We start from the raw sequence: 16,297 nt of genomic DNA on the forward strand, positions 1-16,297 counted from the left end.
AATAAATTTCTCATTTTTATTATCAACGAAACAATTTGTTTTATACATATCCATACATAAATCTGGAAAACCTGTCTCCTCAAAAGATTTTAGCATTTAACATTAGATAAACTTACTCCTGACATATTTCTCAGTCCTAACTCAGTAATAGTTTTTAAGATCAAAGTCCGATCAGTTGCGTTTAATTTATTAAATTGTTCGTTGTTATCAATGAACAATAAGTTATTCATACTTTTTCTAACTGGTTATGTTTTAGATGTCAAAAAATTTATTAAGTCTAGAAAGATAAATTTTATGTTGTTCCTTATGATTATAACAACTTATTGGAGACTATAATAATTTAGACAATAAGGAGTTAGTCAAAAACAGCATTTTAGATTATCTAGAAGAAAAACAAGTAGAAGCTACCCAAATCATCCAAATAGCAGGGACAACAAACCAAACGCCAAAATTAATTATTAGTAGGAAGAATACAGATACTTTTAACATAAAAAATAAAAATTTATAGCTTTCAATTACCATTAAAACTTTTTCCTGGCTCTTATCACAATAAGAGAACCAGTTACTACATTTAAAAGCAGCTAAAAACGTATTAGCGAACCAAACTATAGTTGCTAACAATAAAAGAGGAAAAAATTGGTTTCTTAACATTTCTCCCAATTCTGAGGATAAAATAAAGCAGAAAACAACCGTGTGGATTATCCAAAAAACCCAGAGAAGAAAGCCAGACTCCAGCAAATGGTCTAACAATCTTGGTTGATAATTTCTATTCATGACTATAAACTTAAGTAATTTAAACATTTTTATTATTATTAATTATTTTTTTGTCACAAAAAAAAATTTTAGTTTATTAGTTAATTTTATCTTAAAAAAGTAACTAAATTTTTATAGTTTAGGTAAAATTAATTTTCGACCCAACTCTTAATAAAAATTAATCCAAGTCCGCAAAGACAAATAGTCCATAAAATCAATAAGCTACCTAAAAAAACTTCTGCCTCCAAAATAATCCTCCTCCAATGATAAGAAATATTAAAAAAGAGAAAACATCTCGTAGGTTGTTTTTATTAAGTAATACTAACTTTTGTATATTCATTTTCACTTACCTAAATAATTTTAAATGGTGGCTACTGAACAAATTCTCTTATTACCCACTTTGATAATAAGGGAATTTGTAAACTATAGGCTATTTCCTGATCAAATTGATGTTCTTTGATCAGTCCGACATTATCTAACCATAGTAAAGCTGATTCACAATCGCCCGTACAACATTTCCCATTAAGTCGAGTTAGCAAAGCTTCTTCTATTATTGATTCAGTTAAAAAATCATTGTAAGCTAATAAACTTAGAATAGTTATAGCTATATTGAAATTTCGTCTTTTTAAGTTATCCCAAATATCTTGTTGAAAATAATTTCTTAGACTATCAGAATAATCTAAAATTTGTTTCAGGTAGGGTTTAGCTGATGAATAAGTAATTAATTTTAGTGAATTATTATCTTTTTTTTCTGCTTCTTTGTTAAGTAGAATAGAAATTTGTTGAGCAATAAAAGGATGACCACTACTTTCTTTTTGGATTGCATCTAAAACTTCTAGCTCAAATTTAATTCCCATTGATTGACCCATTTCAGTTAACATAATTCGAGTTTCTTGTAAAGTAAAAGGTTGAAGATAAATCTCTTTAAAAAACTGAAAAACGGGATTTGTAGAAACATTAGGCTGAGTCCAATTGTTACGATGGTTAAAGTCAGGATATACACCAGTAACTAATAAGGAAAGTTGACTTTTAGACTGGCTTAATGAACGTAAAGTACCAAAGAAAGCATTAAATTCTTCTACTTTTTCTACCGAGTCTTTTTCAGTGGGAAATATGTTCTCAATTTCATCGAGAAGACAAACAATAGGAATACTATAGTTATTTTTTTCTAACATTTGAGATAATCGACAAAACTCTTCAACAAATTGATAACTAATCTCTTTTGCAGGAGCATTTATATCAAATAATTCCATAACCCCATTATAAGTAGAGTTCTGTTTATTTAGTAAATTCTGAAGTTGTTTTAGTATTTCATTAAATAGTTTAGCCCCATAACAAGATCCCCCGTAAAGTTGAAGATCAATATAAACAATAGGATGCTTTTGCATCGAAAGCTTTAATTGAAGCAAAACAGATGTTTTACCTGATTTTTTGATACCTAAAAGAGCAACTCCTTGACACCGAGAAAGGTCTTTTTCAAGAGTAGATAATAATTGCTGACGACCGAAAAAGGTAGGATCAATACTCTCATCAAAACTGTATAGTAAATCTTGAAGAAAACTTTTAATAACTTCTCTAGCATTTTGAGAATTACAACCATATTTATCTAAAATTGATGCTGAGGATATTATTGCTGCTTGTAATTTTTGTAAAATAGATTGATAATGAGGTTTTTCTTGTACTGCTTGAAAAACGCAATTATCAAATTCATTAAGAATATTGGTTAATGTTTCACATATATTATCAACTTTTTCAGACTCCAAGTTAAGTTTTGAGTCTGAGATAATTATGTTGTATATTAAATGCGTAATTTTTACTTCTACTTTTGAACTCATTTTTACTTAACTAAATAATTTTAAATAGAGACTAAATTTTTGCTAAAATCTCTTGATAGAAGGAACGAGTCAAGTCTTGATTGATTTCTCCAGTTATTATCAACTCAGTCAAAACCCTTCCTTTAAGAAAATCGACCATTTCACTATTAAGTTTTTGAAGTTCTTGAAAAGAACAGGAAGACTTAATCGTACTGTTTACCTGGAACTCTATGTTAGAAAACTTACGGTTTTTCATAATTAAGTTGTCGAAAAACTTTCTTATATTTTATCATGAAATGCTTTTAAAAGCTAGTTTCAAAGATAAATAAAAAGCCATAAAATTCTATCAAGAACCTTGATAGTTCTCGTAATAGTAATATTTTGTATAACTCATAACCGTTTGTGTCTAGGAACTCTAATAATAGGAAATAAGTTATTAGCTAGTGAGACAAAGAATTTGAGACTCCAAAAAGGTTAAGCCGATGCAATATGCAAAGCAGCGAAAAAGCGTTCAGCCCACTGGTGACAAACTGCTTCAATTTGGTCTAAATGCCCAACTATCTTTTGCTCAACCGCTTTAATGAATTTACTAACAGCTTCTCCATCGAGGAAGTTCCTCGCCGGAGATTCGAGGCGTTCTAAGACCCGTAACGCCCATCGCACCACATCCGGGTCATCTTTGGGTAAAGGATCTTCGGATGCTAACCATCGCTCGAATAATTCAGTGCGATCGCTTAAGTTAGGGTTAGCATAAGTGTAATGGCGATCGCCTCTTTCTCCAAACCGGCCTAATAGCTTAAGCTTAAATATGCCCAAAGGTTTTAGCAACTTCTTATAAATGACCATCGGGGCATCGTCAAATTTAATGGTGATATGAAAGACATCTCTAATGATGTGTGCATACTGTTTAGATTTATATGCCAAACGTTGAATATCGGGGTCATCTTGATGGACTTGTGTTTTATGTAGCAGTGGTAAGACTTCGAGAAGGTCTAACAAACAAATCTTTTGAGCGTAATTAGAACGGTTAAAGTCAGGGGAAAATAGGCATCCTTGTCCTTCAGTTAAAAACTTCTCTAGCCGATTCCGTTCTTTTCTATTCAAATAAGGTCGTCCAACGGTAAGGTAATAATGCAACCTTAGCCCACTGTACACTCCAGTTGATTCAAGAGCTACAAGTTCTGGGGAAACATCTTCGACATTATATTTTTTGCAAATATAAGTTTTTTCTAAACGGGCCCGGTCTTCTCTAGTGCGGTTAAAGCGACGGGATAATTCGGCTAATTCTTTGTCTGTAAGAATAGAAACGCTGCTAACGTAACGATGATGAACCGAACAGTTGTTGAGGGATATCTGTTTAAGTTCGGGTTTGATATCTTTAGCTTGTTGGGTTTTTTGTTTCTTGAATTCGTTGGGGGGTAACTCCTTATCGTGGTAACGGTTAATGGCTAGATCAATGATGGCCAGATTTGTTTGCTGTGCCATAAACCATGCTTGGTTAAACCGATTTACCTCTGGGATATCGGATGTAGTTTCATTGTCCTCCTGGTCTTTAATAGTATGGTTTAAATTTTCCAGGGCGAAAACAGGATCAAGGTATTGTCCCCCGACAGCTTCTGTGACTCCATCAACCTCATGAATAGAATGCCCTTCTTCTGTTAGATAATCTAGCACCGACTGACGGTAAGACATCATCCCTAGGTTAATCCTAATGGCCATGCGGGCCCAACACCATAAAGCACGGTTTTGGAATTCTGTATTAATTCCGTTAATTTCGTACTCTTCAGTTTCAAGTAATAACTGGATATGTGCAAGGGTTTTCTCTTTTTCTTTACTAAATAGTTCTTTGATATTAGTTGTCCCGTTACCAATCTTGTTAAACCCCACTTTAGACACCCACAGATATCGGGGAATATTTTCTCTGACCCTAGCTAAAGTCTGACAGACGGCATTGTCACTCGTTACCCCACAGGCTAATCCCCAAACCGATGTAAAATGACCTTTTAAATCAATACTGACTCCTGTTTCGATGGCCGACGATGAAATCACAATGTCATATTCATTGAGAACATCATTGATGCGCTCGATGCACCCAAAAGCAGGGTGTTCAGGATCTCCGAGGCTTTCACTGTCAATGCGTAATATTTTATGGTCAGGAAAACGCTCTTTTAGTTTAGTTTCTATATTAGTCGTCCCAAAGATGCTTTCTTTTTTCTGCCCGGAAAGACAAATGAATGGTTTCCCACCCCGTTCAATGTGTTCGATGAGATCGGCCACTAACCGTTGACAGTTGGGTTGATTATAGTTGATAATGTCCCATTTTTCCGCATCGGTAATGGTAGAAGCGTCATAGGGCTGGTGAATAATATAAGGTTCTGGGGGTTTCTCCACTAAACTCCGAATGTAGTCGATGGAGATATCACTCAAGTCTGCATCGGCTACTAACAACTGACCTCGTTCTGAACCAAAAACCACTTGTAATAATTCTTGGAAATTTCTCAAAATCTCGACTCGATGATGTTTAATCTCGGTGTCGGCTGAGAGTAAGTGCCAGATAAACTGCTCTACTTCATCGATGATGACTAAAGCATCAGCCCATTCATGAGGTCTAAACCTGGCCTGTGAATTTTGGCGTAACGAATCTATACATAACCCGTACCCTAATTTTCCCCCAGTTTCACTGCTACGGAAACCATTGACGTTATCAATCCCGAAGCGATCGCATAAATTAGCCACCAATTGCCGACGATGGGATAGCACTAACACTGTTCTTCCTTCATAGATAGCTTCAGCGACAAGATCCTCCATTTGATGGGTTTTTCCCCGTCCTTTACGGGCTTTTATCCCAATCAATTTGATGACATCGGGAATGTTTATTTGAGGAAGATAGCGTAAAGTCGGGTCTATCTGTATAAACACTTTGTAACTTAACTGCTTGAGACGGGCAACTTTCCACAAAGCTATACTTTTGGCTTGCTCGTATGCTTGATCAAAAGCTTCTACTCCCTTAGCTACGATGAGATCATCAACCCCTTTGTGTTCATTGGACCACTCAATGACTTTACAAGTACACCCCTGTTCTTCTAAAAGTTTGGCTGTTTTCTCGATCGCCTTGTTCACATTGGTAATGGTCTTAATTTTATTATCAGAGTCAAACCCAAAATAAAACTCTCTTCCGAGTTGTGCTAAGACTTGCAGTTGAGGAATAAGGTAAGGTTTTCCTGTTTTCTTACCAGCTTCATCCTTTGGCTGTCTGTACCCGTTGTAGATTCCGGGGGAAGCGATCGCACAATATCCGGCACTCAATAACGCCCCTGCTTTTTTGGCTCCTTCTGTAATAACAATGGGAATTTCAGGATGATCTATTACCCACTGCCAAAATTCGGCTTCTTCTGGAATTTGTATATTGTACCGGTCCGCGATGGCTTCTGCGATCGCCCTTGGCACTCTCAAGGCAAATACTTCTGTCGGAACCTTGGGGGGATGCTCATATTTGATGGGCTTTTGTTTACGTTCAGTAGGATGAGGATCAAAGCCATCGTTTTTAGTGACCATCCTCGGTTTATCAGGTTTAAAGCACCCCCATAGAGATTCATAACCAGTCAGTAAATCGATTCCATTGCAGTACCAACCACCCAGTTCCCAATGTTCACAGCGACGCAAATATCCTGCTGATAACCGCCCATCGTTTCGTCTGGGTAAATCGTCACTGTACAAAAGTTGTTCGTGAGGGTTAGTTCCTGACAGCGATCGCACATTTAAGCCCACGATCTCTGGGTCTACACCCGAACCTTGTACCCATTCGGTGAAATGCTTTTCTTCGATTCTGTAGTTATTCATAATTGTTGCAGAGATTGATTGCAGAGATATTTTTTGGCATGACAAACTAGAACCGCCCATAAAGACAGTTCGACATGGAACATCCGTCGCCATTCGACGATATTCAAACGTAAAGTTTGTTAGAGATTGATCATTAATCAACTTCTAACGATATTCAAAGCTATACAGTGATAGCTGTAGCTAATTTATTTAATCTAAAGTTATTTGATAGCTCTGCTCTTGTGAGTCTTGATTAACCCTTCAAAAAGCAGAATTATTCGAGATTATAATTTGTCGACTAAACATAGGTATCCTGTCCCAAAATTCTGTTAGCCAAAATTTTGAGCAAAAAGATTCCCTATCCCACAAAAGTAATGCTAGAATTAATCTAGTGGTGGGTTAAAGATTTTAACCATCGTTCAGAAGCCAATTATAATCTCTCCATCTTCACCTCCTTCTTTGAATGGGGTGAATCTACACAAAATACAACTAAATCCGTTGCGCTTAAACGTCGTCCAATAAGCTTGTCAGGGCTAAAGTGGGACGGCGATTTTGCGTTTGGGGGGACTTTGTGGTTCTTCGTATTTGATTCACATTTACTACCTGGGTAAACCGGGCTTCTCTAATGATACCCCGTAATCATCCTGAGAGAAGAACAAATTTGGTGAAAGTTGATATTATCCCAGGATAGAGATATGGGGGGTTTTCTATATCCGTTGAGGAAAAGATGAACCTCAATGAATATTAATTCCTCAATGATTGATGAGGAATCAGAGAAACCGTGATTGAAAAAATAGAGAACTACAATGGAGCAAATGGAGCAATAGGATACAAACTACTCGATTTAACTAAATTATTGATTAGTAACTTTACGAGATAGTTCCTTGGGAATTGCTATATATTAAATAAAAGTTCTATGTCAAGAAAACCTGAGATTATTATTAACAAAAAAGTTAAGATTATTCCACTTAACAGGAATTTGTTTTCTGTTCTGCCTATCCAATAATCATTAAGCATCTGAGGGCAGAAAAAAGTATCTATTTTTATCAAGCATTTTGCTAAACATAGCCAAAATAACATTTCTTTTTCATTTATTTTAATAGCTGATAGTATAATCTTAGAAGAACTTATTATTAATGAGTCAAAATAAATGAATGTTCCTTTTTTGGCAACATGAACAATATTATTATTACGTTCTACCACGAAATGTAACTCTAAATCTTCGTATTTTTTTTCTAAGTAATTTGAGTATTCACTAGCTACTTTTTCATTGAAGAAAATTAATTTAGTTGAATCATTTTCTTCGTAAACTACAAATGGTGGTAGTTGGAATTTGAAAATCTTGTAGGGTCTAAAGTTATCTTTATTAAAAGTTAGTTCAGATAAACGAGTAAAGCGTTTGTAGACGAAATACCAAGTAGATTCATCAAAAACTCTTAAATTATCTTGCATTAATGCTCTATCAAGTTTCTGATGCTTTCTGAGAGATTCTACTTCTTGCTGGTAGAAAGTATTTGAGGAATTCTCTAATTTTTCAGTGTAAAACGATAATTTAGTGATGTCTCTATTGAACAAAGTAGCTAAGCAAAATAATAAAGCTTCTGTGTAATTAAGATCCTTTAGTGCTGTTTTCATCGTAATATCTCCAATTAATAATCAAAGTTTCATATTCATTAATTTTAGTATTCATTTTAAAGTCAAGAAAATCTGAATATTGTTCCAAAAAAAGAATTAAGAAATCCCAAATAATAAGCTTAGATAAGTTATGACTTTCAACCTTTTTAGGAATTAATAACCAGAGTAGATAACGCTTAAATTTTTGTAAGGTTAAGTTACGAATACCTCTTTTCCTCCAGTATTGAAATTCTAACTCTTCTGCCAAAGAAAATTCAATAAATGCAAATTTTGTTAACATAAACTCATCTTTTCTATATTCTAGTTTAGCTGGTTCAGAGACAGATTTTTCTATTACTGCGGTGATTAATTCATTAATATTTCTAGCAGCTACTAGGGGTCGATTCTCTAGTTTCCATGAAAAAATATTATCAACCTCTTTGAGTAGTTGATTTAGTCCTTTGGTAATTTGAGAGTAATCAGAATCTAATATTTTTTGCGCTTGGAATGAAATGAATTTAGCCATAATAATTTTTCTATAGTAGGATTTTCGGGTGTAGCAGATAAATCAAAAGAAGAAGGACTTAAATAGTAGGCTACTCCAAAACCTCCAAAAATAGAGACAGCATAAATAATACAAGTTAGTGTTTTTTGATTAACTAATAAATTAAGCAAAGAAGATTTATCAGAATCTTCTTTGTTCTTTGATAAGAAAAAATTACATTTCGGTTTGTTTATATTTCTCAAAGCATTCTTAGCCCTCTGTGCATCAAAAAATCGTCTATTCTGATCAGGAGACACTAACTGCCTCAAATATTCTCTAAATTCCCAATTAATATTATTAGGAATAGCTTTAGAGAAGTCCACCTCAAATTTGTAGTCAATGTATTGATTAACTTCTCCCGAAGAAATGCTCCCTAACAGACAAATTAGAGTTAACCCTAAGCTGTACAAATCACTGGAGGTATCAAGCTTTTTTCCTAACAGTTGTTCGGGAGGCATGAAACCGAAAGTACCCCCATTGATAGTGCTAGTAGTAGTGCTTCCTACTCCTGTTTTAGCTACTCCAAAATCGACTAAATACACCTGTTTCATTTCTCTGTTATACAAAATGTTCTCAGGTTTAATATCTCTGTGAAATACAGGCGGACTAAGTTCTTGCAAGTATACGAGAATATCGAGAACCGAGAGTGCGATTTCCGTTACTTCTGCTATCGGTAATTGTCCGAAAGAAGCTAAAGAAGGAGCATTAATGTACTGTTGAATCAAGCAAAAACCTTGCTCATCTTCGTATTGTCCTAGATGCTTAGGAATATTCGGGTGGTTAAGATTTGAGAGGGTTGCTATCTCTTTTTGAACCAATTTGTATCCATCCCAATTGTTAGAAAGAAACTGAAACTTTTTGATAACGACTATTTCATTAGTTTGGTTATCTTTAGCCTTGAAAGTGGCTCGACCAGCAAAAGAATTTCGCCCTAGTTCTTCTAAAATTGTGAAGTTTTTTTCGCTAAAGACTTGATGTTGTTGATTGTCTGAATTAGATACGAGTTTTAATTTTTTGGGTTCTATCATAGGTTTAGAAAAGTCTAATTCTTTTTCAATTATCTTTGAGTTATTTTTTGTTAATTCGTGATAATAAAAACAAACATCATTTTTATCTAATTTTCCCACTTCGTTTAAACGATTAAAAAGAACTAGCTTAAGAGTATCAATTTCAAGGGGTGATAAACGCTCAACTTGCTCTATGTTCAGAGAGTTTTTGATCAGTTGTTCAATTAAAGGTTCATAGTCTTGATAGTCCATAAATTTAGGAACCCCTAATTCTTTCATAATTATTTCAAGTTCTTTTTTCAAAGTTAATATATTTTCTTCCGTTACACCTTTTTCTAAGAGAAATTCAATAGAATTTATCAAAAAACTTTTTAATTCTATTGGTGGATTGTCTTGATCAAAAACTAGATAATCATAATTTTCTAAAATTTTAATCAAGCTATTAGATATTTTATCGATTTGCTGATTTTTTATCGATTTATATTTAAAGTTTTTGCGAATATAGTTAATAAATATAAATTTAGAAAGTTCATATTGGTTATTAGTCAATAAGATTTTCATGGGTTTAAAATTTTAATAATTTATAAATATTTTACTTTTTATGGAGATTTAATTAACCGACAAATATATCCTAGCAAACTTTTCCGATTCCGATTCGTGAAATGCCGAATAAAAGTCCAAGTTATTTGCGCTTGTTCAGAAGTTAATATCCCTTCTGGAGACAATTGGTTAGGTGAGAAAAGCTCTGCATTGGTAGCAATTCTCCAGAGACAATCTTTAGTTGCTAGAGAGTTATTCTTGTACTGGTTGAGTCTCTGAATCTGTTTAGAAATATACTTAATATCTGATTCTGAAAGTTGCTTTATTTTATCTTTAAACATAACTTTGCTTAGAAAAATACCTCATTTAATTATATCAAAAATGAGGTAAAATATTATGCACCTTTTTTATATATTCTATCAGAAAAAATAAAGCCCTGCTATCAAACAGGGCAAGAAGAAAACGGGTTTTAAGTTTTATTCACCTGAGATTAATTATATCATGAACAGGTATTTATTCATCATAAAACCAAGATGGTAAACGCCTATTCAAGTACAAATAGGAAAAACAAGGATAAATAACAAAACGACTTATTAAATAAATAATAAACAAGTAAAACACTAAAAAAGCTAAAGGTGATAACAAAGTAGAGTAGGAAGAATTATTAGAAGAAGTTAAGGTATTAGTCTGAGGGAAAACGATTGTATCTTCTGAAACTTGAGAAGTTGAATGTTTTTTCATTTTATCCCCAATTTTTTCGGTGTAAAAAATAACCATAAATATTAGTAGTTAATCCTATAGTCAACAGCCACAAGGATAATAAATCTAGTTCTATATACAAAATTTCTTTGATGAGAAATTTTAAAAGAATAACAATAATAAAAGACATCCAAAAACAAGCAGTTAGTAACATATTCACTCACAAATAATAGCATTTTTTGGAATATTATTCTTAGAAATATCTTGATAATCAAAAGAAACTGATTGACTTAGAAAAAAGTTTTTCTGATCGCATTCTAAAAATATTGATTTTGAGGGTAATATTTGTTGAATTTCTTTTAGTTTGTATTTGGTAATTACTAGGTTTTTATCATCATAGTTTAAGAGAATCAATTGATTTCGCAATAAATTATTTTCTTTAACAATTGATTGTTGATAATCTATATAAAAGGGAATAGGAATTGTACTCAAAAATATAAGAATACAAACAAAAAACCACTCATTGATTTTATCTAATAAATTCGGATTAAATTCCTTTAAAGCTAAGAGAAATATTACTCCAAATGTACCAAAACACATAAAAGCTACTAAAAACACTGCTATAGACTCAGCTATAATTTCTAATAAAAACATAATATTTTCTCTTAACAATAATAATAATTATTTTTTCTCACAGCAAACTGTGAACCTTGTTGATAGCAAAGAATGCACAAAAAGATATAGATGCTATTAAAAATAGGTTAAGTATGCGTTAAGCTTAGTTGTAGGCGATCAAGGGAGAGAATCGCGGAAGCGGCGCGCAGTCGAAGTTAGAGGCTATTTAGCGACAGCGACAGCTAAATCCTCAGATTACAGAAAAATTCAACGTTAAAAAAGCTTTTAGGCAGCAGCTTTTGATGTTTCCATGAATTGCCTAAATTCCTTCATTTCCTCAAGAATCTGTTGGTTTTGTTGCTTAAGTTCCTCAATTTCTGTTTGTTGTGATTGGTTCTGTTGTTGGAGTTCTGTTATCCGTTGATCTCGTTGCTCAATTTTTAGTTCAAGATGCGATCGCACTTGTTCAATTTCCTTGTCCTTCTCTTCGAGCTTCTGCTCAATTTCTTTGTCTTTTTCTTCAAGTTTTTGTTCAAACTCCCATCGAATGCGATCATTTGGTGAAAGAATTAAGAGAGGATTTAGATTTCTCTGTTTGAGGAAGGGGAATAAACTTTCGGTGAAAATTTCCCCTTCAATACCGGCACGAACTTCAGCTTTAAACTGTTCTAAAATTTCTGGGGTGAAGCCATATTTTTTGATTTTCTGGACAACTTTAAAATCTTCCTCAAACACAGGCTCATGCAATTTAAGGGAAGATTTGCTAGGCTCGGTAGAAGGAAGAAATTTGGAAGCCAATTTTTTGACGATGTTGGGCGTTAATATTTTCTTGCCCTTTTCCTCAAATTGATGTTGAGCATAGGCTCCTAAGTCGTCGCACCATTGGCTAACATTCTCAACAGACAACTTGGAGACTATTGACAATAGATTTTCTTTAACGACTCTCAGAGGAAGAGTGAAAAGCTTCTTTTTTACATCCTCACTTAACTGATTTAATAACTGATATAAATTAATACAGGAGTACACATAATTCTTGCCTCCGGCTTCGGTGCAATACCTGTTAATTTCTTTATCATTCGTGAACTGGGACAAATCTTTTTCAAAGCGTTGCCCCTCGTGACGATAGAGATCGAAGTAAATTTGTAGCATAGTTTTTCTCCAAGGATTCAGTGGGTTAAAAGTGGGCTAAATTAGTACATTGATTTTTGTCGATAGTCCAGGAAGACAAAAATGATCTTCCTCTATTGATAAAATTTCTCAAAAAAAATCAATACAAGTGTCTATCGCAACCATAGAAAACCCACGGGGTGGTGTTGGTTGCTGTTAATAAGGATTATTTAGCGTAAGCTAAGTGCCTTCTATAACGAGAAAGCGCACCGTAAATAATCTGCACCGTGGTGCGCTGAAAAAATATTGGAAAAATCGACAAAATAATTTTTCCCACGACGAACGAGTGGGTAAAAATCCATGAAAAAGGAAATTGGATTGTAACATCTTCAAGGCTCCTTTGCTGTGTTATGACAGTAATCGGGCAATTGGCTTTCGATGCTAACTACATCGAAATGCTGGCCCCCCACCTGGGGGGATAAATAAATTGTATCTAATGCGTTGCCGAAAAACAATCTTGGCAACGTTTTTTTTGTGGTTACTAGCATAAGCAATACAACAGTGAGTTTTGATCAGATTTCCGAAGCTCTAAATTTAAAAGTTATTTTTACAAAAATAACTTTCTAAAAAAATATAGCTTTATTTTATAAAATATGCAAACGAAGAAAACTATACAATATGGGTGTATTAAAGGGTTGCAGACGGGTTAATCCAAGAAAAGACGAAAAAGTCCACTTTTTACTTAGAATCTACGTTTTTAGAAGCACGGATTCTCAATCTGCTTCAGAGGAAAAATCACTTACACCAACAGATTCATCTGATTCATCGTTATCAAGGCTGAATCCTACCATTTCCATAGAAGATGGTTCGGGTTCGACAATATCTGGATCATTTCTCAGCCATAATCTGGTTTCAGAGCCTGATGTATCTTTTTGTAAGAAGGGTAATTTAACTGAAGACAAAGCACCTTCGGTATTTTCGTATCGAATGTATCGCCGAATCAGACCTGTCTCATCTTCTTTCCTCTGCTCTATATGTAACCTATCAGACCCAAAAATAATATCAAAATACTCAATAAGAGTTTGTTTTACTTCTTCTAAATCAAAGGGTTTTTTAATAAATTTACGAACTCCGTAATTCATTAAGTAATCTTTAATTGGTTCACCACCCTGATTACCAAAAGCAATAAATCCGTAAGGTAAATTGAGTCTATCAGGCAAAACTCCTAATTTTGAGACATCCGAAATAAACTTTTGCCAAGAATAAACATCAGGAGCGACTCTTTTTTTAGTTTCAAAAAAAATTGTATCAAAAGGAATAAGCTTCCTATCTTTAGCTAAAGGATCTAAATTATACGTGACTAAGTTTTTAAGAGCTATTTCATAAGAAGGACAATGTATGAAAACAAATTTATAAGGATCATTTGTTCTATTCTGAAACCGACGGGGTAAGTATTGAGGAGGATTAAAATATTTGAGAACTTGTATCGCTGTTTCGGGATTGGTGTCAACGTATAAAATTTTGATCCTTTTCATTAAAAGACTATTTTCCTAAATACTCTTAAATAATAATACAGATCGCAATATTAAGTTTGTATTCAGGTTGCTTTACTCAGTATTTTAGGGTAGGCTATATTTAAAACGCTTTTTTGATAAAATAGTTTACATAGCTTAATCCATCTATATTTCGCCGAAAAAGCTTTTTTCCATAAGATTTTCTTGAGAGTTAGAATAACTAACCTGTTCACTGCCTGCTTAGTAAGTAGAGGTAGGAAACAGTTTTCTCTCTAAAAATTTTAGAGAAAAAAATAAGTCAAATTAGTTAAATTACAATAAGTATCAGGAAAATAATGCTAAAAAAGAGGTATGTTTGTTTATTTAGCTTGTTATTAGCTCTTTGCCCTTTTTTTTGTCCATACCTAAAGGCTGAAGAAAAACCGAATTCATCTAGCATGACCATAGATACCATTCCTTTGCTTCCTTCTGGCGTAACTTTAGAGGAAATCATTCTTAAGGATTCTTCGGTGATCACTCAAGAACAAGTTGAGGAGGTTGCAGCCCCATTTCTTAGTAAAAATGTGACTCTTGAAGATTTAAGAAAAATTCAGACTCAACTAACAGAGCTTTATACACAAGCTGGCTATCTCAACTCTTTAGTTCGTTTTCTACCCCAAGATAATCGACGCTTAGAAGCAGGAGAAGGCATAATAGTGTATAGAGCTATAGAAAGCAAACTTGAAAAGATCGAAGTTCAAAATTTATCTCATTTGCATCAGAAATATGTTGAAGATCGCTTGTGGGCTTATGAGTCCAAACCCCTTAATGCTAGAAGCTTAGAAGAAGGGTTATTGCTATTACAGCAAGATGAACTAATTTCTAAGGTCGAAGGAAAGCTTATTCCAGGCAGTTCCCAAGGCGAGAATATTTGGATAGTAAGGGTTGAAGAAGCTCCTGTTTGGCAAATAGCAACAGAAATAAGCAATGAGGAAAGTCCTTTCGTTGGTGAATGGGGGGTAAAAGGAATTTTGGAAAATAAAAATATCTTTGGAGTTGGCGATCGCGCTCAAGTAGAATATAAACAAACGGAAGGATTAGAAAGACTTTTGGCGAATATCAGTGTTCCCCTCAATCCACAAAACGGTAGGTTACAATTATCTTATCAGTTTAATAAGAGCGAAATTATTGCAGAACCTTTTGATCCTATTGATATTCGTAACGAATCTTTCACGATATCTGCTAGTTTTTTTCAACCACTTATTTTTACACTAACGGACAAATTTAGTTTAGGAATTAATGTAGAACATAGAGAAAGTCAGAGTTTTGTTTTTAACGATTTTCCCTTTTCGTTCTCTTCTAACGTCAGAGACGGCTTTACAGAACTAAATGTAGTACGTTTTCATCAAACTTATCAGACAAGGGATGAAGACGACGTATTTTCTGTCAATTCTCAGATCAATATTGGATGGAGTAACTTAATCGACCAATCGAGTTTTGTTAGTTGGCAAGCACAAATACAACACCTCCATGTTTTCAGTGATCGTGTCAGCTTATTAACGCGCTTATCAGGACAAGTAGGAGACAACCAATTACCAACTTTGGAACAATGTGCGATTGGAGGTCTTAACGGAAATCAGTTTATTTTCGGAAATACAGTACGAGGGTATGCGACAAACGTTCGCAGTGGGGATAATTGCTTTGCTACTTCGGTTGAATTGTGGTTCAACGTAATAAAACAAACAGGGGGGTCATTAAGTGTTGTTCCTTTTGTTGATTATGCCACAGTGGAACAAAACGGCGATGAACAAAGCATTTCACCCAGTACCCTCGTCAGTACAGGATTAGGCATTCGGGGACAAATAGGAGATATTTCGGCAAGACTTGATTATGGCATTCCGTTGAGAAGAATGAGTAATAGTAATTTGGAGGAGCAGCGTTGGAACTTCTCAATTTTCTGGGGATTTTCGTTCTGAATTGAGACGATTACAACTGAGAAGGCGAACACGGCCATCTGGCAACTTTTCTACTCCGATTACTTCTCCTAAAGGGGCTAAATCGTATAAATCATAAGCACTACTACGGGTTTCGGGACTATACATAAAGCCTTGTCGACCTTCAATGGTAAATCGGCTTCTCTTTTGAGCTTCTTCACAGAATTGAGCGACTCTTTGATCAATCGATAAATTAGTATCGGGTAATCCAGTATCTGCTGGATTCGCCTCAAAAAAGTTTGTGTCTAAAGTAACTTGACCATCGACTCCAAATTGAGAGGTAGCAGTAATGGCACTA

General features: G+C 34.2%; 10 protein-coding genes and 1 pseudogene. 1 reads left to right on the forward strand and 10 read right to left on the reverse strand.

Annotation, left to right across the window (positions count from 1 at the left end; translation table 11 throughout):
- Positions 1-378: 378 nt before the first annotated feature.
- The 9 genes from CY0110_RS30605 to CY0110_RS25715 all read right to left on the reverse strand — a co-directional run bounded on the left by CY0110_RS30605 (position 379) and on the right by CY0110_RS25715 (position 14,047).
- Complete coding sequence (locus CY0110_RS30605; protein ID WP_198139280.1) at positions 379-774, reverse strand: hypothetical protein; 396 nt, start codon at positions 772-774, stop codon at positions 379-381.
- 350 nt (positions 775-1,124) lie between these two features.
- The gene (locus CY0110_RS25665; protein ID WP_008278554.1) at positions 1,125-2,588 is read right to left on the reverse strand and encodes an nSTAND1 domain-containing NTPase; all 1,464 of its coding nucleotides are present in this window, start codon (positions 2,586-2,588) and stop codon (positions 1,125-1,127) included.
- A 453-nt stretch (positions 2,589-3,041) separates the two neighbouring features.
- Positions 3,042-6,407: a plasmid replication protein, CyRepA1 family gene (locus tag CY0110_RS25675; protein ID WP_008278556.1), complete on the reverse strand. Its 3,366-nt coding sequence runs from the start codon at positions 6,405-6,407 to the stop codon at positions 3,042-3,044.
- 873 nt (positions 6,408-7,280) lie between these two features.
- On the reverse strand, positions 7,281-8,021 hold the full coding sequence (locus CY0110_RS28155) for a hypothetical protein (protein ID WP_008278557.1): 741 nt from the start codon (positions 8,019-8,021) through the stop codon (positions 7,281-7,283).
- A complete protein-coding gene (locus CY0110_RS25685; protein WP_008278558.1) occupies positions 7,996-8,526 on the reverse strand; it encodes a hypothetical protein in 531 nt (176 codons plus the stop codon). Before CY0110_RS25685 ends, CY0110_RS28155 begins: the two co-directional genes overlap by 26 nt.
- Positions 8,487-10,112, reverse strand: coding sequence for a serine/threonine protein kinase (locus CY0110_RS28160; RefSeq protein ID WP_008278559.1), 1,626 nt, complete (start codon positions 10,110-10,112; stop codon positions 8,487-8,489). Before CY0110_RS28160 ends, CY0110_RS25685 begins: the two co-directional genes overlap by 40 nt.
- Positions 10,113-11,006: 894 nt before the next feature.
- Complete coding sequence (locus tag CY0110_RS25705; protein ID WP_008278562.1) at positions 11,007-11,444, reverse strand: hypothetical protein; 438 nt, start codon at positions 11,442-11,444, stop codon at positions 11,007-11,009.
- 246 nt (positions 11,445-11,690) lie between these two features.
- The gene (locus tag CY0110_RS25710) at positions 11,691-12,554 is read right to left on the reverse strand and encodes a hypothetical protein (RefSeq protein ID WP_008278563.1); all 864 of its coding nucleotides are present in this window, start codon (positions 12,552-12,554) and stop codon (positions 11,691-11,693) included.
- Positions 12,555-13,285: 731 nt separating this feature from the next.
- Positions 13,286-14,047, reverse strand: a complete 762-nt coding sequence (locus CY0110_RS25715; RefSeq protein WP_008278564.1) for a hypothetical protein — start codon at positions 14,045-14,047, stop codon at positions 13,286-13,288.
- Positions 14,048-14,463: 416 nt separating this feature from the next.
- Here CY0110_RS25715 and CY0110_RS25720 point away from each other — a divergent pair, with 416 nt between their 5' ends.
- On the forward strand, positions 14,464-15,981 hold the full coding sequence (locus tag CY0110_RS25720; RefSeq protein WP_008278566.1) for a ShlB/FhaC/HecB family hemolysin secretion/activation protein: 1,518 nt from the start codon (positions 14,464-14,466) through the stop codon (positions 15,979-15,981).
- On the opposite strand, the pseudogene CY0110_RS25725 reads toward CY0110_RS25720, so the two are convergent.
- A pseudogene (locus tag CY0110_RS25725) lies at positions 15,955-16,297 on the reverse strand (filamentous hemagglutinin N-terminal domain-containing protein); the annotation flags it as partial. The gene CY0110_RS25720 and the pseudogene CY0110_RS25725 overlap by 27 nt on opposite strands.

Source organism: Crocosphaera chwakensis CCY0110 (assembly GCF_000169335.1).
GTDB lineage: Bacteria > Cyanobacteriota > Cyanobacteriia > Cyanobacteriales > Microcystaceae > Crocosphaera > Crocosphaera chwakensis.

Bases quoted from the DNA above. Each gene is read 5' to 3' on its own strand.
- CY0110_RS28155 (WP_008278557.1), bottom strand. From the start codon at position 8,021: ATGAAAACAGCACTAAAGGATCTTAATTACACAGAAGCTTTATTATTT.
- CY0110_RS30605 (WP_198139280.1), bottom strand. From the start codon at position 774: ATGAATAGAAATTATCAACCAAGATTGTTAGACCATTTGCTGGAGTCT.
- CY0110_RS25710 (WP_008278563.1), bottom strand. From the start codon at position 12,554: ATGCTACAAATTTACTTCGATCTCTATCGTCACGAGGGGCAACGCTTT.
- CY0110_RS25705 (WP_008278562.1), bottom strand. From the start codon at position 11,444: ATGTTTTTATTAGAAATTATAGCTGAGTCTATAGCAGTGTTTTTAGTA.
- CY0110_RS25715 (WP_008278564.1), bottom strand. From the start codon at position 14,047: ATGAAAAGGATCAAAATTTTATACGTTGACACCAATCCCGAAACAGCG.
- CY0110_RS25720 (WP_008278566.1), top strand. From the start codon at position 14,464: ATGACCATAGATACCATTCCTTTGCTTCCTTCTGGCGTAACTTTAGAG.
- CY0110_RS28160 (WP_008278559.1), bottom strand. From the start codon at position 10,112: ATGAAAATCTTATTGACTAATAACCAATATGAACTTTCTAAATTTATA.
- CY0110_RS25685 (WP_008278558.1), bottom strand. From the start codon at position 8,526: ATGGCTAAATTCATTTCATTCCAAGCGCAAAAAATATTAGATTCTGAT.
- CY0110_RS25665 (WP_008278554.1), bottom strand. From the start codon at position 2,588: ATGAGTTCAAAAGTAGAAGTAAAAATTACGCATTTAATATACAACATA.
- CY0110_RS25675 (WP_008278556.1), bottom strand. From the start codon at position 6,407: ATGAATAACTACAGAATCGAAGAAAAGCATTTCACCGAATGGGTACAA.